Annotated in this window: 22 protein-coding genes; 16 read left to right on the plus strand and 6 right to left on the minus strand. The window is 69.1% G+C overall.

The features are described from left to right. Positions 1-79 precede the first annotated feature (79 nt). The 12 genes from hppD (at position 80) to AORI_RS48535 (ending at position 13,291) form a co-directional block, all read left to right on the plus strand. Complete coding sequence (hppD, locus tag AORI_RS48480) at positions 80-1,132, plus strand: 4-hydroxyphenylpyruvate dioxygenase (RefSeq protein WP_016331888.1); 1,053 nt, start codon at positions 80-82, stop codon at positions 1,130-1,132. Beyond that, positions 1,129-2,208 (plus strand): alpha-hydroxy acid oxidase, encoded by a 1,080-nt coding sequence (locus AORI_RS48485; RefSeq protein WP_016331889.1) that lies wholly within the window; start codon positions 1,129-1,131, stop codon positions 2,206-2,208. Before hppD ends, AORI_RS48485 begins: the two co-directional genes overlap by 4 nt. A 31-nt stretch (positions 2,209-2,239) precedes the next feature. Next, entirely contained in the window at positions 2,240-3,589 is a 1,350-nt protein-coding gene (locus AORI_RS48490; protein ID WP_016331890.1) for a cation:proton antiporter, read from the plus strand. A gap of 455 nt (positions 3,590-4,044) precedes the next feature. Next, on the plus strand, positions 4,045-5,451 hold the full coding sequence (locus AORI_RS48495; protein WP_043847944.1) for an NDP-hexose 2,3-dehydratase family protein: 1,407 nt from the start codon (positions 4,045-4,047) through the stop codon (positions 5,449-5,451). Beyond that, positions 5,452-6,423 (plus strand): NAD-dependent epimerase/dehydratase family protein, encoded by a 972-nt coding sequence (locus AORI_RS48500; protein ID WP_016331892.1) that lies wholly within the window; start codon positions 5,452-5,454, stop codon positions 6,421-6,423. It begins immediately after the preceding gene. Continuing rightward, a complete protein-coding gene (locus AORI_RS48505; RefSeq protein ID WP_016331893.1) occupies positions 6,420-7,529 on the plus strand; it encodes a DegT/DnrJ/EryC1/StrS family aminotransferase in 1,110 nt (369 codons plus the stop codon). The genes AORI_RS48500 and AORI_RS48505 overlap by 4 nt, the downstream gene beginning before the upstream one ends. Before the next feature lie 23 nt (positions 7,530-7,552). Continuing rightward, complete coding sequence (locus tag AORI_RS48510; RefSeq protein ID WP_016331894.1) at positions 7,553-8,170, plus strand: dTDP-4-dehydrorhamnose 3,5-epimerase family protein; 618 nt, start codon at positions 7,553-7,555, stop codon at positions 8,168-8,170. Between the two features lie 105 nt (positions 8,171-8,275). Continuing rightward, entirely contained in the window at positions 8,276-9,376 is a 1,101-nt protein-coding gene (gene dpgA, locus AORI_RS48515; protein WP_016331895.1) for a 3,5-dihydroxyphenylacetyl-CoA synthase DpgA, read from the plus strand. After that, a complete protein-coding gene (dpgB, locus tag AORI_RS48520) occupies positions 9,370-10,032 on the plus strand; it encodes an enoyl-CoA-hydratase DpgB (protein ID WP_016331896.1) in 663 nt (220 codons plus the stop codon). Before dpgA ends, dpgB begins: the two co-directional genes overlap by 7 nt. Then, complete coding sequence (gene dpgC / locus AORI_RS48525) at positions 10,029-11,255, plus strand: (3,5-dihydroxyphenyl)acetyl-CoA 1,2-dioxygenase DpgC (RefSeq protein WP_016331897.1); 1,227 nt, start codon at positions 10,029-10,031, stop codon at positions 11,253-11,255. Before dpgB ends, dpgC begins: the two co-directional genes overlap by 4 nt. Then, a complete protein-coding gene (dpgD, locus tag AORI_RS48530; protein WP_016331898.1) occupies positions 11,252-12,043 on the plus strand; it encodes an enoyl-CoA-hydratase DpgD in 792 nt (263 codons plus the stop codon). Before dpgC ends, dpgD begins: the two co-directional genes overlap by 4 nt. Positions 12,044-12,214: 171 nt before the next feature. Further along, the gene (locus AORI_RS48535) at positions 12,215-13,291 is read left to right on the plus strand and encodes a 3-deoxy-7-phosphoheptulonate synthase (protein ID WP_043847945.1); all 1,077 of its coding nucleotides are present in this window, start codon (positions 12,215-12,217) and stop codon (positions 13,289-13,291) included. A gap of 74 nt (positions 13,292-13,365) precedes the next feature. Here AORI_RS48535 and AORI_RS84180 read toward each other — a convergent pair whose 3' ends face one another. Then, on the minus strand, positions 13,366-13,581 hold the full coding sequence (locus AORI_RS84180) for a hypothetical protein (RefSeq protein ID WP_016331900.1): 216 nt from the start codon (positions 13,579-13,581) through the stop codon (positions 13,366-13,368). Between the two features lie 609 nt (positions 13,582-14,190). Then, positions 14,191-15,075, minus strand: coding sequence for an oxidoreductase (locus tag AORI_RS48545; protein ID WP_016331901.1), 885 nt, complete (start codon positions 15,073-15,075; stop codon positions 14,191-14,193). Between the two features lie 88 nt (positions 15,076-15,163). On the opposite strand from AORI_RS48545, the gene AORI_RS48550 reads away from it, so the two are divergent. Continuing rightward, on the plus strand, positions 15,164-15,811 hold the full coding sequence (locus AORI_RS48550) for a response regulator transcription factor (RefSeq protein ID WP_043847946.1): 648 nt from the start codon (positions 15,164-15,166) through the stop codon (positions 15,809-15,811). Here AORI_RS48550 and AORI_RS48555 read toward each other — a convergent pair. After that, positions 15,808-16,692, minus strand: a complete 885-nt coding sequence (locus AORI_RS48555; protein ID WP_016331903.1) for an ADP-ribosylglycohydrolase family protein — start codon at positions 16,690-16,692, stop codon at positions 15,808-15,810. The two genes, AORI_RS48550 and AORI_RS48555, sit on opposite strands and share 4 nt — an antisense overlap. 248 nt (positions 16,693-16,940) lie before the next feature. Here AORI_RS48555 and AORI_RS48560 point away from each other — a divergent pair, with 248 nt between their 5' ends. The 3 genes from AORI_RS48560 to AORI_RS48570 all read left to right on the plus strand — a co-directional run bounded on the left by AORI_RS48560 (position 16,941) and on the right by AORI_RS48570 (position 18,990). Beyond that, complete coding sequence (locus AORI_RS48560) at positions 16,941-17,255, plus strand: hypothetical protein (protein ID WP_016331904.1); 315 nt, start codon at positions 16,941-16,943, stop codon at positions 17,253-17,255. Between the two features lie 34 nt (positions 17,256-17,289). Continuing rightward, positions 17,290-18,501, plus strand: a complete 1,212-nt coding sequence (locus AORI_RS48565) for a peptidoglycan-binding protein (protein WP_016331905.1) — start codon at positions 17,290-17,292, stop codon at positions 18,499-18,501. 78 nt (positions 18,502-18,579) lie between these two features. After that, positions 18,580-18,990 carry a hypothetical protein gene (locus AORI_RS48570; RefSeq protein WP_016331906.1) on the plus strand — a complete coding sequence of 137 codons (411 nt, stop codon included), beginning with the start codon at positions 18,580-18,582 and terminating at the stop codon, positions 18,988-18,990. On the opposite strand, the gene AORI_RS48575 is transcribed toward AORI_RS48570, so the two are convergent. From AORI_RS48575 to AORI_RS48585, 3 genes are all read right to left on the minus strand, one after another. Further along, on the minus strand, positions 18,987-19,967 hold the full coding sequence (locus AORI_RS48575; protein ID WP_016331907.1) for a glycosyltransferase: 981 nt from the start codon (positions 19,965-19,967) through the stop codon (positions 18,987-18,989). The genes AORI_RS48570 and AORI_RS48575 overlap by 4 nt on opposite strands. Positions 19,968-20,153: 186 nt before the next feature. Further along, entirely contained in the window at positions 20,154-20,894 is a 741-nt protein-coding gene (locus AORI_RS48580; protein WP_016331908.1) for an alpha/beta fold hydrolase, read from the minus strand. Between the two features lie 166 nt (positions 20,895-21,060). After that, complete coding sequence (locus AORI_RS48585) at positions 21,061-21,612, minus strand: M23 family metallopeptidase (RefSeq protein ID WP_016331909.1); 552 nt, start codon at positions 21,610-21,612, stop codon at positions 21,061-21,063. Positions 21,613-21,689 lie beyond the last annotated feature (77 nt).

Consider the following 21,689-nt stretch of genomic DNA (forward strand, 5'->3'; position numbering starts at 1 on the left):
CAAGCGGACACCGTTGATGCACAAAGGGATGCGGGCCATCCTGTGATCGAGGGTTACATCTATTCCACGGAGGAATGCCTTGTCTGCTCAAGAAAGCACGCAGAATTTCGAGATCGACTATGTGGAAATGTACGTCGCCAACCTCGAGGCGGCCGCGTCCGGCTGGATGGACAAGTACGGCTTCTCCGTCACCGCCACCGACCGGTCGGCCGACCACCGGAGCGTGACGCTGCGGCACAGCGCGATCGCGCTGGTGCTGACCGAGCCGCTGTCGGACCGGCACCCCGGGGCGACCTACCTGCAGACCCACGGTGACGGGGTCGCCGACATCGCGCTGCGCACCCCCGACGTGGCCGCCGCTTTCGAGGCCGCGGTGAAGGCGGGCGCGGAACCCGTCCGCGAGCCGGAGAAGCGGGCGGACTCGGTCGTCACGGCCACCGTCAGAGGGTTCGGCGATGTCGTGCACACCCTGATCCAGAGCGACGCCGCCGAGGAGACCCCGCGCGGCAAGGGCGGCGTGGAGCTGGGCGTGATCGACCACTTCGCGGTCTGCCTCAACGCCGGCGACCTCGGCCCCACGGTGGCGTTCTACGAGCGCGCGCTCGGTTTCAAGCAGATCTTCGAGGAGCACATCGTGGTCGGCGCGCAGGCGATGAACTCCACCGTCGTGCAGAGCACGTCGGGCGCGGTCACCCTCACCCTGATCGAGCCGGACAAGACCGCCGACCCCGGCCAGATCGACGACTTCATCAAGGAGCACCACGGGTCCGGCGTCCAGCACATCGCCTTCACCAGCCCGGACGCGGTCCGCGCGGTCAAGGAGCTTTCCGCGCGCGGCGTGGAATTCCTGAAGACCCCGGACGCCTACTACGACCTGCTCGGCGAGCGGATCGAGCTGGAGACGCACTCGCTGGACGATCTGCGCGAGACGAAGCTGCTCGCCGACGAGGACCACGGCGGCCAGCTGTTCCAGATCTTCACCGCCTCCACGCATCCGCGTAAGACGATCTTCTTCGAGATCATCGAGCGCCAGGGCGCCGGCACGTTCGGCAGCTCGAACATCAAGGCCCTGTACGAAGCCGTGGAGCTGGAGCGCACCGGGCAGAGCAAGCTCGGCCCCGTCCGTCGATGACCCACGTCTGTCTCGACGACCTCGAGCGCGCGGCACGCGATGTCCTCTCCGGCGAGAACTGGGATTTCCTCGCCGGGGGCAGCGGCGCGGAAGCCTCCTTGGAGGCCAACCGCGCCGCGCTCGAGCGGATCTTCGTGATCCCCCGGGTATTGCGTGAGCTGACCGGTGGCACCGTCGAGGCCGAACTCCTCGGCGGTCGCGCCGCGCTGCCGCTGGCGGTCGCGCCCGTCGCGTACCAGCGGTTGTTCCACCCCGAAGGCGAGCTCGCCGCGGCACGCGCCGCCCGGGACGCGGGCGTGCCGTACACCATCTGCACGCTGAGCAGTGTCCCGCTGGAGGAGATCGCGGCCGTCGGCGGACGGCCGTGGTTCCAGCTGTACTGGCTGCGGGACGAGAAACGCTCGCTCGACCTCGTCCGCCGCGCGGAGGACGCCGGCTGCGAGGCGATCGTGTTCACCGTCGACGTGCCGTGGATGGGACGACGGCTGCGGGACATGCGGAACGGCTTCGCGCTGCCGGATTCCGTGACCGCGGCCAATTTCGACGCCGGGGCGGCCGCGCACCACCGCACTCGCGGCCGGTCGGCGGTGGCGGAGCACACCGCGCGCGAATTCGCCCCGGCCACTTGGGAATCCGTCGAAGCGGTCCGTGCGCACACGGATCTCCCGGTGGTGCTCAAAGGAATCCTCGCGGTCGAGGACGCGAGCCGCGCCGTCGACGCGGGCGCCGCCGGGATCGTGGTGTCCAACCACGGAGGCAGGCAGTTGGACGGCGCCGTGCCGGGGATCGAGATGCTGGGCGAGATCGCCGCCACCCTTTCCGGCTGGCCGGGCGAACTGCTGCTCGACGGCGGGATCCGCGGTGGCGGCGACATCCTCAAGGCGATCGCGCTGGGGGCGTCGGGTGTCCTGGTCGGACGGCCCGCCATGTGGGGGCTCGCCGCGGGCGGGGAGGACGGCGTCCGGCAGGTGCTCGACCTGCTCGCCGTCGAATTCCGGAACGCGCTGGGCCTCGCGGGCTGCGACTCGGTGGACGCGGCCCGGCGGCTGGGCACGAAGGTCTCCCGCCGCGGCTGACGCCGTTGCCGTTCTTACCCGAAGGAGGAAGGTGCTTCTCTCGCTCCCGGCGCCGGTCGCCCCGATCGCCGCCCACAGTCTCCTGCTGTTCTTGCTGCAGGTCGGTTCGCTGCTCCTGCTCGCCGTCGTCTTCGGGCGGCTGGCCGCCCGGTTCGGGATGCCCGCCGTGGTCGGCGAACTGCTGGTCGGGGTGCTTCTCGGCCCGTCGTTGCTGGCGTGGGCCGCACCGGGGCTGCACGGGTGGCTTTTCCCCGCCGTCACCGAGCAGTACCACCTTCTCGACGCCGTCGGGCAGATCGGTGTCATCCTGCTGGTCGGTTTCACCGGTATGCAGATGGACATGGGCCTGCTCCGGCGGCGGCGTGCCGCGGCGGCCGGAGTGGGCCTCGGCGGCCTCATCGTCCCGCTCGGACTGGGCATCGGCGCGGGTTACGTACTGCCCAAGATGCTGATCCCCGAAGGCACGGACAGCACCGTCTTCGCGCTTTTCCTCGGCGTGGCGTTGTGCGTCAGCGCCATCCCGGTCATCGCCAAGACGCTGATGGACATGAAACTGCTGCACCGCAACGTCGGGCAGCTCACGCTGGCGGCCGGCGCGATCGAAGACGCCTTCGGCTGGTTCATGCTGTCGGTCGTCAGCGCGATGGCGGTCACCGCCGTGTCCGCGGGTGCCGTGCTGATCTCGCTCGGCTATCTGGTCGGCGTCGTCGTCTTCGCCCTCACCATCGGCAGGCCGCTGGTCCGGGGCGTCATGCGCACCGCGGCCCGATCCGACGGTGCGGGGCTCACCGTCTCCGCCGCCGTCATCCTGATCTTCCTGGCCTCGGCCGGGACGCAGGCCCTCGGTCTGGAGGCGATCTTCGGTGCCTTCCTCTGCGGCATCCTGATCAACACCGCGGGCAAGGTGGATCCCGTCAAACTGGCTCCGCTGCGCACCGTCGTCCTTGCGGTCTTCGCGCCGATCTTCTTCGCCACGGCCGGATTGCGGATGGATCTCACCGCGCTGATCCGCCCGCAGGTCCTGCTCACCGGGCTCGCGGTGCTCGCGCTGGCCATCATCGGCAAGTTCGTCGGCGCGTACGCCGGCGCCCGGATCAGCGGCTTGAACAAATGGGAGGGGCTCGCGCTCGGCGCGGGACTGAACGCGCGGGGTGTCATCGAGATCGTGGTCGCCATGGTGGGGCTGCGGCTGGGCATTCTCAGCGTCGAGATCTACACGATCATCATCCTCGTCGCGATCGTCACTTCGCTGATGACGCCGCCGATCCTGCGGTTCGCGATGAAGCGGGTGGAACAGACCGCCGAGGAGGAGGTGCGGGAGACCGAGCACCGGGCTTGGGCCGCGGAACCGGTGAAGAACGAGCAGGAACATTCGCTCTAGCGCCCCGCTGCTCTCGGGCTGAAGGCTCCCTTCACCGCGTCTGATGCGACGAAAGGAGCCTTCACCACGGCCGCCGGCCGAACCCGGCACGCAACGGGATTGGACGATCTGGACCGTTCCGCCGGACCGAAGCTACCTTCCCTCCGATCGAGGGCGGAACGCCACGTCGGCGGTGTTGCGAAAGCCACTTTCGCAACCTTCAACGTTGCGAAAGTGGCTTTCGCAACGCTCTTCCTCTTCCTCTGCCTTGGCCGTTGCCGTCGAGTGTGGGCTTAAGGCTCCCTTCACCGCGTCTGATGCGACGAAAGGAGCCTTCACCACAGCCGCCGGCCGAACCCGGCCCGCGACGGGATTGGACGATCTGGACCGTTCCGCCGGACCGAAGTTACCTTTCCGTCAGGGCGCGGAGCGTAGGAAGCGAAATTTCCGTTGGCACGCAAAGGGGATAGACGGCCATGACAAGGAGTCCTTCGACGCTGGTGCGCCCCCGCGACGGCCAGGATCACGCGGACCGTGTCGCCTTGTCCGCCGCGACCACCGATGGCGTGCACATGCGGACCGCCGACGTCCGCGCGTGGATCGCCGAACGCCGTGAGGCCAACGTCTTCCACGTCGAACGCATTCCGTTCGCCGCGCTGGACCAATGGGGTTTCGAGGACGGGACCGGCAACATCGCGCACCGGAGCGGACGGTTCTTCACCATCGAAGGGCTGCACGTGGTCGAGGCCGACGGCCCGCACGGCGACGGTCCCTACCGCGAATGGCAGCAGCCCGTCATCAAACAGGCCGAAGTCGGCATCCTCGGCATCCTGGCCAAGGAGTTCGACGGCGTCCTGCATTTCCTGATGCAGGCCAAGATGGAGCCGGGGAATCCCAATCTGGTCCAGCTGTCTCCGACCGTGCAGGCCACGCGCAGCAATTACACCAAGGCGCACGGCGGCACGAACGTCAAGCTGATCGAGTACTTCGCGCCGCCCGACCCCGAGCGGGTCATCGTCGACGTGCTTCAGGCGGAGCAGGGATCGTGGTTCCTCCAGAAGTCCAATCGCAACATGATCGTCGAGACCGCCGACGAAGTGCCGCTGTGGGACGACTTCTGCTGGCTCACCCTCGGGCAGATCGCGGAGCTGATGCACGAGGACGAGACGATCAACATGAACGCCAGGAGCGTGCTGTCGTGCCTGCCGTACCACGACAAGGCTCCCGGCGCGATGTTCTCCGACGTCCAGCTCCTGTCGTGGTTCACGAACGAGCGGTCGCGGCACGACGTGCGCGCCCGCCGCATCCCGCTCAAGGACGTCCGCGACTGGAAGCGGGGTGCCGAGGCGATCGAGCACGAGGACGGCCGCTACTTCAGGGTCCTCGCGGTCGCGGTGAAAGGCAGCAACCGCGAGAAGGTCACCTGGACCCAGCCGTTGATCGAATCCGTCGGGATGGGCCTCGTCGCGTTCCTCATGCGTGACTTCGGCGGCGTTCCGCACGTCCTGGCGCACGCCCGCGCCGACGGCGGGTTCCTGGACACGGTCGAGCTGGCGCCGACCGTCCAGTGCACGCCGCAGAACTACCTGCATCTGCCCGCCGAGCAACGGCCGCCCTTTCTCGACCTGGTCCTCGGCGCCCCGCGATCACGGATCCGTTACGAGGCGGTACATTCCGAAGAAGGCGGCCGCTTCCTCAGCGTCCAGGCGCGTTATCTGGCGATCGAGGCGGACGACACGGTCGAGCCTCCGCCCGGCTACGCCTGGATCACTCCGGGGCAGCTCACCGCACTCACCCGGCACGGGCACTACGTCAACGTCGAGGCCCGTACGCTGCTCGCCTGCCTCAACGCCGCGGCCGCGCAGCCACGGGGCGGTGCCTGAATGAAGACGATCACCGTCCTCGGCGCGTCGGGTTTCGTCGGCTCCGCCGTCGTGCGCGCGCTGGCGCGGCGGCCGGTCCGGGTGCGGGCGGTGGCGCGCAGGCGGCTCACGCCCCCGCCCGGCCGGGCCGAGATCACCGCCGTCGCCGCCGATCTCACCGACCGCGCCGCGCTCGCCGGCGCGGTCGCCGGCTCGGACGCGATCGTGCACCTGCTGCTCGGTGACGGCGGCTGGCGTGGCGCGGAGGGCGCCGAACGCGTGAACGTGGGAGTCCTCCGGGACCTCGTCGAGATCGCCGGCGGTGGCGACGGGCCGCCTCCGGTGGTGGTGTTCGCCGGAACCACCGCGCAGGTCGGGGTGCCGCCGCGGGAACCGCTCGACGGGACCGAACCGGACCACCCGGCGACTCCTTACGACGCCCAGAAACTCGAAGCGGAACAACTCCTCAAGAAGGCCACCGCCGACGGCCTGGTGCGCGGGATCAGCCTGCGGCTGCCGACGATCTTCGGCGAGACCGCGGCCGAGGGCGCGAACCACGACCGCGGCGTGGTGTCCACCATGGCGCGGCGGGCGCTCGAAGGACTACCGCTCACCGTCTGGGGCGACGGCACGGTGCGACGCGACCTGGTGCACGTCGACGACGTCGCCTCGGCGTTCATGGCCGCACTGGACCATCCGGATTCCCTGGTGGGCGGGCACTGGCTGATCGGTGCCGGTCGAGGGGACCGGCTGGGCGAGGTCTTCCGGCTCGTCGCGAAGGAGATGTCCGAGCACACGGGGAAAAGCCCGGTGGAAGTGTCCTGTGTGGAGCCTCCGGCGCACGCGCCCGAGACGGATCTCCGGAGCATCACCATCGATTCCACGCCGTTCCGTGCGGTCACCGGCTGGCGCCCGGAGATCTCGCTGCCCGAGGGAGTGCGCCGCACCGTCGCCGCTTTGACGTCATCAGTTCAGGGAAGGGTTCACACATGACCACGCGCGTATGGGACTACCTCGCCGAATACGGTGCCGAGCGGGCCGATCTGCTCGACGCGGTCGAGACGGTCTTCAACTCCGGGCAGCTCGTGCTCGGCGCGAGCCTGCGCGGCTTCGAGTCGGAATTCGCCGCGTACCACGGCGTCGGGCACTGCGCCGGTCTCGACAACGGGACGAACGCGATCAAGCTCGCCCTGCAGGCGCTGGGTGTCGGGCCGGGCGACGAGGTGATCACCGTGTCCAACACCGCGGCACCGACCGTGGTCGCCATCGACGGGACCGGGGCCACCCCGGTCTTCGTCGACGTCCGCGAGGAAGACTTCCTGATGGACACCGGCCTGGTCGAGGCCGCGATCACCGAACGCACCAAATGCCTGCTGCCCGTGCACCTGTACGGCCAGTGCGTGGACATGGCCCCGCTGAAGGCGCTCGCCGCGAAGCACGGACTGTCCCTTTTGGAGGATTGCGCCCAGGCGCACGGAGCCCGGCAGAACGGGACGATCGCGGGGACGTTCGGCGACGCGGCCGCGTTCTCCTTCTATCCCACCAAGGTTCTCGGCGCGTACGGCGACGGCGGCGCGGCCATCACCTCCGACGAAGCGGTGGACCGGCGGCTGCGGCGGTTGCGCTACTACGGGATGGAAGAGCGTTACTACACGGTGGAAACGCCCGCCCACAACAGCAGGCTGGACGAGGTGCAGGCGGAGATCCTGCGGCGCAAGCTCAAGCGGCTCGACGCGTACACGGCGGGCCGCCGGGCCGTCGCCGAACGCTATGTCGAGGGCCTCGGCGACACCGACCTGAAGCTTCCGAAGACCACGCCCGGCAACGAGCACGTGTACTACGTGTACGTGGTGCGGCACCCGCGACGCGACGAGATCATCGAGCGGCTCAAGGCGTACGACATCCACCTGAACATCAGCTACCCGTGGCCGGTGCACACCATGACCGGGTTCGCCCACCTCGGCTACGAGAAGGGCTCCCTGCCGGTCACCGAGAAGCTGGCCACCGAGATCTTCTCGCTGCCGATGTATCCCGCGCTTTCCCCCGATCTGCAGGACAAGGTCGTCCACGCCGTCCGCGAAGTGCTGTCCAGCCTCTGATCACGCCGACCACGGGAGTACCTGTGCAAGCACGCGAACTGGCCGTCGAAGGCGCGATCGAGTTCACCCCCAAGGTCTTCCCCGACGATCGCGGCCTGTTCCTCTCGCCATTCCAGGAAGAGGCGTTCACCGAAGCGCACGGCGGCCCGCTCTTCCGGACGGTGCAGACGAATCACAGCAGCTCCAAACGCGGAGTGGTGCGGGGCATCCACTACACCACGACGCCGCCGGGCACCGCGAAGTACGTCTACTGCGCGAGCGGTCAGGCGCTGGACATCGTGGTCGACCTCCGGGTCGGCTCGCCGACGTTCGGGAAATGGGACGCGGTCCTGCTGGACCAGCGTGACCACCGCGCGATGTACTTCCCCGTCGGCGTCGGCCACGCCTTCGTGGCGCTCGAAGACGACACCGTCATGTGGTACCTGCTCTCCACGGCCTACGACCCCGGGAACGAACTCGCCCTCTCGGTCCTGGATCCCGCGCTCGGCCTGCCCGTCGACCCCGGCGTCGAACCGATCCTGTCCGAACGCGACCAGGTGGCGATCACGCTCGCCGAGGCGGAACGACAGGGACTGCTGCCGGACTACGCCACCTGCGTGGAGATCGAACGGCGACTGTCCGAAGTGCCCCAGACCACCTGAAAGCCCACTGTCCACTCCAGACCAGAGAAAGGTGAGATCGATGCGCGCTGCGCGGTTCAAGCAGCTGCTCCGGAGCAAATTGAGAACATGGGGATGGATGTATCGATGACTGCCCTAGCCGAAACCACCGCGGACCTTGCCGTCCACAATGGATTGACCGAGATCACCCGATTCGCCGGCGTGGGCACCGCGGTGTCCGAGTCGTCCTACTCGCAGTCCGAGCTGCTCGAAATCCTCGACATCGAGGATCCGAAGATCCGCTCGGTCTTCCTGAACAGCGCCATCGATCGGCGTTTCCTCACCCTGCCGCCGGAGGGTCCCGGCGGAGCCCGCGCGGCCGAGCCGCAGGGCGACCTCCTCGACAAGCACAAGAAGATCGCCGTCGACATGGGTTGCCGTGCCCTGGAAGCCTGCCTGAAGTCGGCGGGAGCGACGCTTTCGGATCTGCGTCACCTGTGCTGTGTCACCTCGACCGGGTTCCTGACGCCCGGCCTGAGCGCGCTCGTCATCCGGGAAATGGGCATCGACCCGCATTGCAGCCGCTCGGACATCGTGGGCATGGGCTGCAACGCCGGTCTCAACGCGCTCAACGTGGTCGCGGGCTGGTCCGCGGCGCATCCCGGCGAACTCGGCGTCGTCCTGTGCAGCGAGGCGTGTTCCGCCGCCTACGCGCTGGACGGCACGATGCGGACCGCGGTGGTCAACAGTCTTTTCGGCGACGGATCCGCGGCGCTCGCGGTCGTCTCCGGCGACGGGCGCGTGCCGGGTCCGCGCGTCCTGAAATTCGCCAGCTACATCATCACCGACGCGGTCGACGCGATGCGCTACGACTGGGACCGTGACCAGGACCGGTTCAGTTTCTTCCTCGACCCGCAGATCCCCTACGTGGTCGGCGCGCACGCCGAAATCGTCATCGACCGGCTTCTGTCCGGGACGGGCCTGCGCCGCAGCGACATCGGCCACTGGCTGGTGCATTCGGGCGGGAAGAAGGTGATCGACGCCGTCGTCGTCAACCTCGGCCTGAGCCGGTACGACGTGCGCCACACCACCGGTGTGCTCCGCGACTACGGGAACCTCTCCAGCGGCTCCTTCCTCTTCTCCTACGAGCGGCTCGCCGACGAAGACGTCGCCCGCCCGGGGGACTACGGCGTGCTCATGACCATGGGGCCCGGCTCCACGATCGAAATGGCGCTTATCCAATGGTGACGAGTAACGAAAGCAAGGGCGAGCCGATGCTGCGCTTCGACGGATCCCGTCCGCTGTCCGCCGCGATCGTCGAGGAGATCGACGCGCTGTGCGATCGAGCCGAGGACGAGCGTGAACCCGGACCAGTCACCATCCACGTCACGGGCGCCCCGCCCGAGGGCTGGGCGAAGGGGCTGGCGGTCGGGCTCGTGTCCAAATGGGAGCGGGTCGTGCGCCGGTTCGAACGCCTCGGCAGGCTCACGGCCGCGGTGGCGTCGGGCGAATGCGCCGGAACGGCCCTGGACCTCCTTCTCGCCGCCGACATCCGGATCGCCGAACCGGGCACCACGCTGCGGCTCGCGTCGGCCGGCGGTGGCACCTGGCCGGGCATGACCGTGTACCGGCTCACCAAGCAGGCCGGAGCGGCGGGCATCCGCCGGGCCGTACTGCTCGGGGCGCCACTCGGGACGGAGCGCGCGCTCGCCCTCGACCTGATCGACGAGGTGTCCGAAGACCCGGCGAAGACGCTGGCCGAGCTGAACGTCGTCATGGACGGCGCCGAGACGGCGATCCGGCGGCAGCTGATCTTCGAAGCGGGCTCGACCACCTTCGAGGAGGCGCTCGGTTCCCACCTGGCCGCCGCGGACCGGGCCCTGCGGCGGGAAGCCAAGTCGTGACGACGGATCAAACCGCACTTTCGCCAGGGCTCGACCTCCGGGCCCTGGCGGGGGAGGCCCACCGGGTCGACGACGACGTCCGGACGCTGCGTGCGGCCTTCGTCGAGGCGCACGCCGAGGAGATCTACGCCGAACTCACCGGCGGCCGGACGCGGTACCTGCGGATGGACGAACTCGTCCGCGCCGCGGCGCTCGCCTTTCCGGGTCTGGTGCCGTCGGAGGAGCAGATGGCGGCCGAGCGTGCACGGCCGCAGGCGGAGAAGGAGGGGCGCGAGATCGACCAGGGCATCTTCCTGCGCGGGATCCTGCGCGCGCCGAAGGCGGGCCCGCATCTGCTCGACGCCATGCTCCGGCCCACCGCCAGGGCGCAGCGGCTGCTCCCGGAGTTCCTTGAAACCGGCGTCGTGCAGATGGAGGCCGTCCGGCTGGAGCGCCGGGACGGCGTCGCGCACCTGACCCTGTGCCGGGACGACTGCCTGAACGCCGAGGACGCCCAGCAGGTCGACGACATGGAGACCGCGGTCGACCTGGTGCTGCTCGACCCGTCCGTCCGGGTGGGACTGGTGCGGGGCGGGGTGATGAGCCACCCCCGTTACCTGGGGCGCCGGGTGTTCTGCGCGGGGATCAACCTCAAGAAGCTCAGCTCCGGCGACATCCCGCTGGTGGATTTCCTGCTGCGGCGGGAAACCGGGTACATCCAGAAGATCTTCCACGGTCTGCTGACGGAGAATTCCTGGCATTCGAGGTTCACCGGCAAACCCTGGGTGGCGGCCGTCGATTCGTTCGCCATCGGCGGCGGGACCCAGTTGCTGCTGGTCTTCGACCACGTGCTGGCGGCCTCCGACGCGTACCTCAGCCTGCCCGCGGCCAAGGAGGGGATCATCCCCGGCGTCTCCAACTTCCGGCTTTCCCGGATCGCCGGGCCGCGGGTGGCCCGGCAGGTGATCCTCGGCGGCCGCAAGCTCCGGGCGGACGAGCCGGACGCCCGCTCGATCGTCGACGAGGTCGTGCGGCCGGAGGAGGTGGACTCGGCCATCGACCGCGCGCTCGCCCGGCTCGACGGGGAAGCCGTCGCGGCCAACCGGCGCATGCTGAACCTTTCCGAGGAACCACCGGAGGAATTCCGCCGGTATATCGCCGAATTCGCGCTGCAGCAGGCCCTGCGCATCTACGGGGCGGACGTGATCGGCAAGGTGGACGGCTTCGCGGTGGGGTCGCGATGAACGGCGTCCGGTACGAGAAGAAGGACCACGTCGCCTACGTGACGATGGACCGGCCCGAGGTGCTGAACGCGATGGACCGGCGGATGCACGCGGAACTCGCCGGGATCTGGGACGACGTCGAAGCCGACGACGACGTCAGGGCGGTGGTCCTGACCGGGGCGGGGGATCGGGCGTTCTCCGTCGGGCAGGACCTCAAGGAACGCGCGCGGCTGACCGAGGAAGGCGTCGAGGCGTCGACGTTCGGCAGCGCCGGTCAGCCGGGCCATCCCCGGCTGACCGACCGGTTCACGCTGTCCAAACCGGTGGTCGCGCGTGTGCACGGCTACGCGCTGGGCGGCGGCTTCGAACTGGTGCTGGCGTGCGACATCGTCGTCGCTTCCGAAGAAGCGGTCTTCGGGTTGCCGGAGGTCCGTCTCGGGCTGATCGCCGGGGCGGGCGGCGTTTTCCGGTTGCCGCGCCAGCTTCCGCAGAAAGTGGCGATGGGTCATCTGCTGACCGGGCGCAGAATGGACGCGGCGACGGCACTGCGTCACGGCCTGGTCAACGAGGTCGTCCCGGTCGCGGAATTGGACCGGTGCGTCGCCGAATGGACGGACGATCTGGTGCGTGCCGCGCCGCTTTCGGTACGGGCGATCAAAGAGGCCGCGCTGAAGTCACTCGACCTCCCGCTCGAAGAAGCGTTCAAAACCTCGTATCCGTGGGAAGAACGGCGGCGGACGAGCGCGGACGCGAGTGAGGGCGCCCGCGCCTTCGCCGAGAAACGGGACCCGATCTGGACCGGTCGCTGAATCCGGGTTGGACCGTTGTTCCGCGTGGCGGATGGTGGAAGATTCGGGGCAGGAGAATTCTCGCTCGAGTAAATGCCGGGTTTGCTTCTTAGTTCACCCGAGACCGCCGGCCGGGCCGGGAAATCCCGGCTTTCCCGCCCCCGGTGCCGGCAGAAACCCTGGATATCTGTGATGACAACCATCGCCACGGTCGAACTCGACAACCAGCGCATCGACCGGATGGTCCCGCTGGTCACCCCCGCCCTGCTGCACCACGAACTGCCGCTCAGCGCGACCGCGGCCGACACGGTGCGCCAAGGCAGGGAAGACGTCCTCCGCGTCCTCGACGGCACGGACGACCGGCTGCTCGTGATCGCCGGGCCGTGCTCCATCCACGACCCCGCCGCGGCACTCGAATACGCCGACCGGCTCACCGCCCTGGCCGGCCGGTTCGCCGACGAACTCCTGATCGTCATGCGCGTGTACTTCGAAAAGCCGCGCACGGTCGGCGGCTGGAAGGGGCTCATCAACGATCCGCACCTCGACGGCACCGGCGACGTCAACCGCGGGCTGCGCATCGCGAGGGATCTGCTGCTCGAACTCGCCGAGGGCGGCCTGCCCGCCGCTTGCGAATGGCTGGACACCACCATCCCGGCGTACCTCGCCGACACCGTCTCGTGGGGCGCGATCGGCGCGCGCACCGTGGAAAGCCAGAACCACCGCATGCTGGCCAGTGGTCTGTCCATGCCGGTCGGGTTCAAGAACCGCCGCGACGGCGACGTCACCGTCGCGGTCGACGCGATCCGCGCCGCCGAAGCCCGGCACGTCGTCCCCGGCGTCGACCCCAGCGGGCTGCCCGCGATCCTGCACACCGTCGGCAACCCGGACTGTCACCTCGTGCTGCGCGGCGGCAACAGCGAGCCGAACCACAACCCGGCGTCCGTCCGCGCGGCGCTCACCACGCTGCAGAACGCGGGCCTGCCCCGCCGGGTCGTGATCGACGCCAGCCACGACAACAGCCGCAAGGATCACCTCCGGCAGGCCGTCGTCGCCGGCCAGATCGCCGAACAGATCAAGAACGGCCAGCGCGGCATCGTCGGCGTCATGCTCGAATCGAACCTCCAGGCCGGCCGCCAGGACCTCCACCCCGACCGGCCGCTCACCTACGGCCAGTCCATCACGGACGCCTGCATCGACCTCGCCGCCACCCAAGAGGTCCTGCAGACCCTCGCCACGGCCACCGCCACCCGCCGCTCCGGAGTGCGCTGATTTCGTGTGCGCCGTCCAATCACGCGTGATCGCCCTCCAATCACGCGAGATCCGCCTCCAATCACACGAGATCGCTATCCGATCACGTCGGCGCAGCCCATCGCGGCGTTCGGCGCCGTGTCGCCCAGGGTGCGTTCGAGATGCGCCTCGCCCCAGACCCTGACCCCTTCGACCACCGGCCTGCTCACCCCGTCGGTCCACGGCGGTTCCGTGACGGCTTCGGCGAGTTCCACGGCGACGACCAGCTTGGCGGCCGTCCGATCAAGGTGCGTTTCCTCGTTTTCCGGCAAGGCGCGGACGAAGCACGGTTCGAGCAGGCGTTCTCCGTCGACAGCGGGACGACTGGGTGGTGAGTGGGGAGGATTTGGGACGTTGAGCGTCCCTAATCTTCCCCACTCGGTAGCGAACCAGGTCGTACAAGCTTGATCAACGGAAGATCGGGGACGTTGAGTGTCCCCGATCTTCCGTTGATCAAGCTCCGAGACCGGCGCACCCTTCGACGATGTGGGAATCGGGACACTCAACGTCCCGATTCCCACATCGTCACCACCAGGCACACCAATCCTCGTGCCGGCCAGGTGATTCGAGCGTGGAGGATTCAGGACACTCAACGTCCCAAATCCTCCACACTCGACCCTGCCGTGGCGAGCATGCGAATCACATTCGCCCTGCTCGGGCGCGGGTACGTAAATACCTGCCCGTTCCAGCCCGAATCGCCACTCACGACCACCCCCTGTGCGGGGCCGGCCGTTTCGCGTGACTGATCGGACGACACGCGTGAGCCGATGGACGACTCGCGTGACTGGTTGGACGGCACAGAGAGTCGTCCCTCTGGACACGCGTGTCGTCCCGTTGATCACGCGCGCCGTCCAGCCGCGCACCGCGGTAGGAAACGCCATTCACCCTCGGCCGACGCCATCCAGCAAAGCCAGCTCCGCCTCGCTCAACCGCAGGCCGCCCGCCGCGACGTTCTCCGCCAGATGCCCGGGAACGCCGGTCCCGGGAATGGCGAGGACGTGCGTGCCCCGGTGCAGTGTCCAGGCGAGCCGGATCTGCGCCGGGGTCGCGTCGTGCGCCGCGGCGACCTTCGCGACCTCGGCCTCGCCACGAACCGGCCCGGGCGCGGCTCCCGGAATCGAGGTCGTCACGGCGAAGAACGGCACGAACGCGATGCCGAGTTCGCCGCACAGGTCGAGCAGGGCGTCGTCCTCGCGGTCGGTCAGGCCGTAGCGGTTCTGCACGCAGACCACGGGGGCGATCGACCTCGCTTCGGTCAGCTGGTCCGCCACGACGTTGGAGATGCCGAGGTGCCGGATCAGGCCCGCCTCGCGCAGCTCCGCCAGCGCGCCGAAATGCTCGGCCACCGAGCCGGGCTCCTTGCCCATCGCGGCACCCCAGCGCAGATTGACGACGTCGAGGTGGTCGAGGCCGAGTTGCCGGATGTTCTCCTCGACCTGGCCGCGCAGCTGATCCGGCCGGGCGAAGGAGAACTCGCCGTCACGCGACCGGCCCGCGCCGACCTTCGTGGTGATCACGAGGTCTCCGGGGTACGGCTGGAGCGCGGTGGCGATCAGCTCGTTCGCCGAACGCGTGGGCGTGAAGTAGAAGGAAGCCGTGTCGATGTGGTTGACGCCGAGTTCGATCGCGCGGCGCAGGACGGTGATCGCGTCCTCGCGGCTCTTGGGTTTCTCGTCCCAGGGCATCCCGGTCAGCCGCATCGCGCCGAGGCCGAGGCGGTTGACGGTGAGGTCGCCGAGCCGCCAGGTGTCGTGAAGGTTCGTCATATCCCTCAGCGTCGTGACGCGCCCGCTCGTAGTCAGAAAATGACAACAAGCTGCCACCTGGTCGCGCGGCTGGGGCAGTATCGGTGTCATGCGGACGAGTGATGCGGTGACGATCGTGCGCGGCGAGGAAGAGCTGTTCCGCCGGGTCGGGCACCTGTTCTCGACCGTGACGGACATGGCGTGCGCGGCCAACGACCTCGCGACCTGGGTCGCCGCCCACGGAGCCGGCGAGCTCGCCGAGCGCCGGGCGGGCCAGGTCCGGATCCGCAAGATCTACCGGGCCGGTCTGCTTCTCGACCCGGGCTCCGCGCAGGAGCTCGCCAGGGTCCGCGACCGGCACGGAGCCCAGGTCCGCATCTCCACCGAGGAGCTCAACGAGACGATCGTCATGGACGGCAGGCTCGTCATCCTCGCCGGTGACCTCACCGCCGGGCAGCGCGGCTACAGCGTCATCACCCAGCCCGAAACCGTGCAGGGCGTGATGTCGCTGTTCGAGGCGGCGTGGCGATCGGCGACCGAGCTCGCCGTCTTCGACGCGCGGGTGTCCGAGATCCGGCGGCTCGCGCCCGCGGTGCTGGACCTGCTCGGCAGCGGCGTCAAGGACGAGGCCGCCGCCCGGACCCTCGGCCTCGGCGTGCGGACCTACCGGCGCCGGGTGGCCGAGCTGATGGCCGCCCTCGGCGCCGAGTCCCGCTTCCAGGCCGGCGTCCGGGCGCGCGAACTCGGCTTGGTCTAGACGCCCGCCCAGTCCGGCAGCGGTTCGCAGGTCTCCCGCCAGGATGGCGGCAGGCCCTCGATACCGACACGGGTCGCGACGATGCCGCCGACGATGGCGCAGGTGGTGTCGACGTCGCCACCGGCGGCCGCCGTGGTCCAGAAGGCCTTCTCGTAGTCGTCGAGTTCGCGGGCCGCGACCCAGAGGGTGAACGGCACCGTGTCGTGGGCGCCGGTGTGGCTGCCGTTGCCCAGCTCCTGGGCGGCGGTCTCGGCCGAGGGCTCACCGGCCAGGCGGAGGGCGGCTCGGACGCCGTCGTGCACGCGGCCCGGTGGCACCCGCCGCAGCACCTGGCCGAGGAAGTCCTCCGGTGACGGCGGGTCCGGGGTGGCGGCCAGCGAGGCGGCGACCGCGACCGCGATGGCGCCGGCCACCCCGTCCGGATGGGTGTGGGTCACTTCGGCCGAAAGCGCGGCCTGACGCGCGGCCTCGTCGGGTTCGCCACCGAACCAGGCGCCGAGCGGCGCGACGCGCATCGCCGCGCCGTTACCCCAGGAACCCTGCCCGTCGAACAGATCCGCGACCAGTTCACGCCACGAGCCGCCCTCGCGGACGAGCCGCAGCAAGCGGTTCATGGACGGGCCGTAGCCGCGATCGAAGTCGTGATGCGTCGCGAAGCTCGCGGCGAGCAGGTCCTGGTCGATGTGGCCGTCCCGGTCCAGGACGGCGAAAACGGAGCACGCCATTTCGGCGTCGTCGGTCCATTGCCACGGGCCGGGCGGCGGTTGCCGCCGTGCCCAGTGGTCGCGATTTTCGGGGACGAAGAACTGGGAACCCAGCGCGTCGCCGAGGGCCAAGCCGTACAGGGAGTTCAAGGCGCGAGTGCGCCGATCGATGGTCATCGCGGCCCATTCTGGCAAAGCCCCCGACCGGGTGAGCTTCGGCTCCTGCCGGTGGGTGCCGGGAGGGTAGGATCTCCCCGCCGAGGACGCCGTGGAAATCTTCCGGGAACCAACGCGCGGCCGGATGCGTCGGTGTACACGAACGGCGTCATCGCGTTTACGGAAACGGTGCGCACGCGTGGGTGGGAACTCATAGGGTGCGCGGTAGAGCAATATGGGTCAGGCAAGCACGGGCTGGAGGATCATTCATGACTCGCCGATTCGATCCAGAGCAGATCGCCGCGCTGGCCAAGAAGGTCGGCGGGCTCAAGGACGGCTACACCGGCACGGGCAAGGACCTGGGCGACGGCGACCCCGGAGCCGCTTTCGGCGACCTGAAGAACGCGGCCGGCACGGGGACCACCATCAAGGGTTTCCACCGCGGGGTGAACGCCGAACTGGCGGCCGCCGCGAAGCTCGTCGACGCCGCGTCGAACGCGCTGGCCAACGCCGCGCAGCGGATGCGCAACGACGAGGCCGCGGGTGTCGACACCCTCCGCGGCCACGCTCGCGAGCGGGACTGATCGGACTGAAGACGGGAACCAGGGGGATTTACCGATGACCACCGCGGAGCGGAATCCGAGCACGCTCGACGACCCGTCGCACGACCGCCCGAAGTCGCTGGACGCCATCGACAAGCACGCCCAGCAGACGCAGAAGCTCAACTCGGGCGCGGTCAACGACCAGGCCAGGAAGGTCGGCGGAGCCGCCACCCGGGCCAACGACCTCGGAGACGACCTCAAGGCCTTCCGTGACGACGTCCTGCGCCACTGGGAGGGCAAGGACGCCGACGCCGTCGCCGATCACCTTGAGAAACTCGGCAAGGCCAGCTACAAGGTCAGCGACAAGGCCGAAGCGGCCAAGAACATCCTCCAGCGGGTGTCCGAGATCATGGACGAGGTCAAGAAGAAGGTCGCACAGCTCGCCCAGGAAGCCAACGACAAGGACGCGGACAACCGGAAGCTGATCGACGCGGCCCGCCGCCGGAAGAACAGCTCCGAGGACGACAACGAGATCGCCGCGGCCGCGTCGGACATCGAGCGGCTCCGGACGCTCAACGAAAAAGACTCGAACGGCAAGAAGGACGAGATCGAGAAGGCGCTGGACGACGCCGAGAAGCAGATCGACGATCTCCTCAAGCCGCTCGGCCTGGAGATCGAAGGCGGTTTCCTCGAACTGATCCCCGCCGACGACGGCCAGACCACGGCGTCGAGCGTCAACGCGAAGCCGGTCAACTCCAACCTCAGCAGCACTCCCAGCTACGGCGGGGGAGACGGCGGCGGTGGTGGAGGCGGTGGCGGTGGCGGTGGCGGCCCCGCCGGGGTGCCGGGTGACGGCAGGCCCGCCAAGCCGATCGACGCCCGCGGCGACAACCCGGCGAAGATCGCGGAGCAGTTCCTCGGCCGCAACGCCGGCGACCTCAAGGGCAGCGGTGAGCTCCCCGCCATGCAGTCGTGGGTGCCCAACAACGTCAACTGCGCGAACTTCGTTTCCGGCTGTCTCGAGGCGGCGGGCCTGATCGACAAGGGTCAGGCCAGTGCCTCGGTCGCGGGCCTGACGGCCAACCTCGAAGCGGACGGCTGGCGGTCGGTGCCGCTCTCCGAAGCGAAACCCGGCGACGTGGTGATCTCGAACAACGGCGGGCACGTCGTGTTGTACGCGGGCGATGGCCAGTTCATCGGCTCGAACAACGTCAACCCCGACGGTTCGCAGAGGATCAGCATGGGCGGCGGTGGCGGCCTCGTGAAGATCCTCACCCCGCCGACCTGATCCGACAGAACGCCGTAGCAGCACCGGGCAGGCGGACGCGATCACCCGCGTCGCCGCCCGCCAGTGGGAGGTAGCTTGATGTACACCCCGTCCGCACGACCGTTTCCGGTGGCGCTGAACCCCGGCGACCCGGTCCGGGAAGCGGTGCTCCAGGCCGCCACCGCCCGGCTCGACGAGGAGTTCGGCGATCAGGTCCGGGTGGCCGTGGAACAGCTCGACCGGCTCGGTCCCTGGGTGTTCCTGCAGGGCACGATGCGCCCCGCCCAAGCCGGCCGTCCGTACTGGGCCGGCACCATCTACGAGAACCGCCGGGCCGACGGCGTCATGTCCGACGTCTACGTCGCCCTGCTCAAGAAGAAGAGCGAAACGAACGTCGACGACGATCCGCGGTCCTGGCGGGTGGCCAACTGCGCCATCGGCCCGACCGACGTCGCCTGGCTGACCTGGCCGGACGACTACGAGATCCCGCAGGAGCTGTTCGGGTTCTAGGCCCCCGCCCATTCCGGCAGGGTGCGGGCGACCTCGTCGGGCGAGGGCATCCGGGCGATCTCCCCGGCGATCGCCCGGGCCGCGTCGCGATGGCCGTTCCGCCCCAGCAGGGTCCGCGTGTGTCCGGTGACGGCTTCCGAGCTCAGCTCGCCGGGCTGAAGGCTCAGCGCCGCCCCCGCGGTGCACAGCGCTTCGGCGTTGGCGAAGTGGTCGGCGCCCTGAGGGAGGACCAGCTGCGGGACACCGGCGGCGAGCGTGCCGAGCGTCGTGCCGCTGCCGCCGTGGTGCACCACCACGTCGACGTGCGGCATCAGATCCGGTTGCGCTACCCAGGCCCGCACCGTGACGTCGTCCGGGAGGGCGCCGAGTTCCTCCGGGCGGATCCGTCCCGACGCGACCACCACGTGCGCACCGAGCGGAGCCAGCCCTCGGATCGCCGTGGTGAGCACTTCCGGCGTGCCGAACGCGGTGCCGAGGGTCAGGTAGATCAGCGGTCGCGCGGTCTTTTCCAGCCGCGCCGCCGGTTCGGAGAACGGAACGGGCCGCAGTTCGACGCGTTCGGCCGTCGCGAGGAAATCCTTGTCCTGCAAGGAAGGCGGGCAGATGTCGAGATGCGGCCGGCCGGGCCGCACCGGCGGCTGAAGCCCGATCCCGTCGGGGAACATGCGGCCGAAACCGTGCCAGAGCCCCGGGATCCCGGCGCGTTCCGCGGCGACGGCCACCCCCGGTTGCCCCCATTCGTGCACGACGAGGTCGGGCCGTAGCCGCGCCAGGTCCGGTTCGAGGTCCTCGGCGTAGATCTCGTAGAACGCGTCCGCCGGCCGGAACGGCCTGAGACCGTTCCGGAGCAGCGGCGGATGGACGTTCTCGCCGGCGGCGAACCACACCTCGTGGCCGGCGTCCCTGGCGGCGATCGCGAGGGGGATCAGCGGATAGGTGTGGCCGACCGACGCCAGGCTGGCGAAAAGGACTCGCATTCTCCAGATGTTAGCACCAGATGTTCAGAACATCTGAAACCTTCTTGGTCAGGGGCCCTGGACGTCGAGCACCCGCTCGCGGTGACCGCTAGCGCGCCGCCCACAATGGCGGCATTGACGGTCTTCGCGGTGAATTTCATGGCACCCCTCCCCGGCATGACCCGCCGGGGAGGGGTGCGGAGCGGGTTACGGGATCACGCGGTTGCGCAGGTTGTTCGGGTACGGGCCTTCGCCGTGGATGTTCAGCTCTTTGGCCACTTCGAAGCTGTAGAACGGATGCGAGTTGAAGTAGCTGTCCAGATTGGTGCCGCCGAAGCAGATCAGATCCGCGCCGCCCCCCGCGTTGGGGCCGTTGCAGAGGCTCAAGGTCGGGTACCGGAAGGAATCCACCGGCCGGAAACCGGCGCCACCGGGGCCGGGAACGGGCAGATGCCCGATCAGACCGCCCGGGTCACCCGGCCAGTTCGACTCGACGGGCTGCCGCCGCCCGTCGGCGAACAGCACGCCCTGGATGTTCCGTCCGGGCGGCTCGGTCTCCAGCACCGTGCCCGCGACGAGCGCGCCGAGGCTGAACCCGACGATGTACACCTTGGTTTCGAGGTCGCAGCCGTAGGTGACATAGAGGTTGTAGAGCGCGGTGCGGAGATTGGCGACACCGGCGTCGACGTCGGCGTACAGATTGACGTCGCCGGCGCTGTTCGGATACGGGATGCGCACCGGGTCGGCGCCGCCCGGCGCGAGTCCCCGGTCGAGCAGTTTTTGCGCGCCACCGTCCTGATAACCCGGGACGACGAACATGACGGGCCCGCACGGACCGTCCGGCCGGGCGGGTGCCGCCTGCGCCGCGCCCGCACCGGCGATGGCGCCGGCCAGGGTGACGACGGACAGGACGGCGGTCGCGAGCAAACGCGCTCCGGTTCTTTTCATCGGTTTCTCCCCACTGTCGTATTGCCGCGCCGAACGCTAATGAGGGCCGATGAAATACCGATGAAATGCGCCGCTGTACCCACCTTCGGGTGAATTTTCGATAAGAGATGGCTTTTTGTCATGATGAACGGCGCGGGATTTCGATTCGGGCAATGGCTGCGCGGACTCAGGCCCTGGTGTTGACGCTGACCGGGCGAGAGCCGGTCGGCGGGGTCCAGCCCTGGAGGGTGGAGCGGATGCCGACGCGGGTGGAGCAGTTGATCACCTGGTAGTGCAGGTGATAGTCGGTGGCCGCGCCGGTCTTGCCCGACCAGCCGATGACCCGGCCCTGCGGGACCCAGGTGCCCGCGTTGTAGATGGCCCGGTTCAGGTGGATGTACTGCGTGCAGGTGCCGTTGGAGTGCCGGATGATCACCTCGATGCCGTTCTGCCAGTACGGCGACCAGTCCGAGACGAGGATCTGGCCGCCTTGTGCCGCCGACACCTCGTAATTGGCCGGGAGCGCGAAGTCCCAGGCGTACTCGTTGTAGGGGCCGGTGTGGGAGAAAGTGCCCTCAGGCCCCTGGGAAACGGCGTAGGCCTCGCCTGCCGGGTACGGCAGTTCGTAGTAGTAGTCCGCGGCCGAAGCCGTGGCCGGGCCGGTGATCGTGACGCCTGCCGCCATCAGTACGGCGGCCGCCATCGTGACCAGCCTGCGCGGTAGTGCTTTTCCGTTCATATGCCCTCGCTTTCATGCGCTCGACGCCCTGACATCGGCCGGGCGTCCCTGACTAAACAGGCAGGCCCCGGCCCGGA

The organism is Amycolatopsis keratiniphila (assembly GCF_000400635.2).
In the GTDB taxonomy this organism is placed as follows: Bacteria; Actinomycetota; Actinomycetes; order Mycobacteriales; family Pseudonocardiaceae; genus Amycolatopsis; species Amycolatopsis keratiniphila.

Excerpts from the sequence above, each read along its gene's own strand:
- AORI_RS48570 (WP_016331906.1), top strand. The coding sequence starts at position 18,580 with ATGTACACCCCGTCCGCACGACCGTTTCCGGTGGCGCTGAACCCCGGC.
- AORI_RS48565 (WP_016331905.1), top strand. The coding sequence starts at position 17,290 with ATGACCACCGCGGAGCGGAATCCGAGCACGCTCGACGACCCGTCGCAC.
- AORI_RS48485 (WP_016331889.1), top strand. The coding sequence starts at position 1,129 with ATGACCCACGTCTGTCTCGACGACCTCGAGCGCGCGGCACGCGATGTC.
- AORI_RS48505 (WP_016331893.1), top strand. The coding sequence starts at position 6,420 with ATGACCACGCGCGTATGGGACTACCTCGCCGAATACGGTGCCGAGCGG.
- AORI_RS48535 (WP_043847945.1), top strand. The coding sequence starts at position 12,215 with ATGACAACCATCGCCACGGTCGAACTCGACAACCAGCGCATCGACCGG.
- AORI_RS48545 (WP_016331901.1), bottom strand. The coding sequence starts at position 15,075 with ATGACGAACCTTCACGACACCTGGCGGCTCGGCGACCTCACCGTCAAC.
- AORI_RS48495 (WP_043847944.1), top strand. The coding sequence starts at position 4,045 with ATGACAAGGAGTCCTTCGACGCTGGTGCGCCCCCGCGACGGCCAGGAT.
- AORI_RS48500 (WP_016331892.1), top strand. The coding sequence starts at position 5,452 with ATGAAGACGATCACCGTCCTCGGCGCGTCGGGTTTCGTCGGCTCCGCC.
- AORI_RS48555 (WP_016331903.1), bottom strand. The coding sequence starts at position 16,692 with ATGACCATCGATCGGCGCACTCGCGCCTTGAACTCCCTGTACGGCTTG.
- AORI_RS48585 (WP_016331909.1), bottom strand. The coding sequence starts at position 21,612 with ATGAACGGAAAAGCACTACCGCGCAGGCTGGTCACGATGGCGGCCGCC.
- dpgA (WP_016331895.1), top strand. The coding sequence starts at position 8,276 with ATGACTGCCCTAGCCGAAACCACCGCGGACCTTGCCGTCCACAATGGA.
- dpgD (WP_016331898.1), top strand. The coding sequence starts at position 11,252 with ATGAACGGCGTCCGGTACGAGAAGAAGGACCACGTCGCCTACGTGACG.
- AORI_RS48575 (WP_016331907.1), bottom strand. The coding sequence starts at position 19,967 with ATGCGAGTCCTTTTCGCCAGCCTGGCGTCGGTCGGCCACACCTATCCG.
- AORI_RS48580 (WP_016331908.1), bottom strand. The coding sequence starts at position 20,894 with ATGAAAAGAACCGGAGCGCGTTTGCTCGCGACCGCCGTCCTGTCCGTC.
- dpgB (WP_016331896.1), top strand. The coding sequence starts at position 9,370 with ATGGTGACGAGTAACGAAAGCAAGGGCGAGCCGATGCTGCGCTTCGAC.
- AORI_RS48550 (WP_043847946.1), top strand. The coding sequence starts at position 15,164 with ATGCGGACGAGTGATGCGGTGACGATCGTGCGCGGCGAGGAAGAGCTG.
- AORI_RS48560 (WP_016331904.1), top strand. The coding sequence starts at position 16,941 with ATGACTCGCCGATTCGATCCAGAGCAGATCGCCGCGCTGGCCAAGAAG.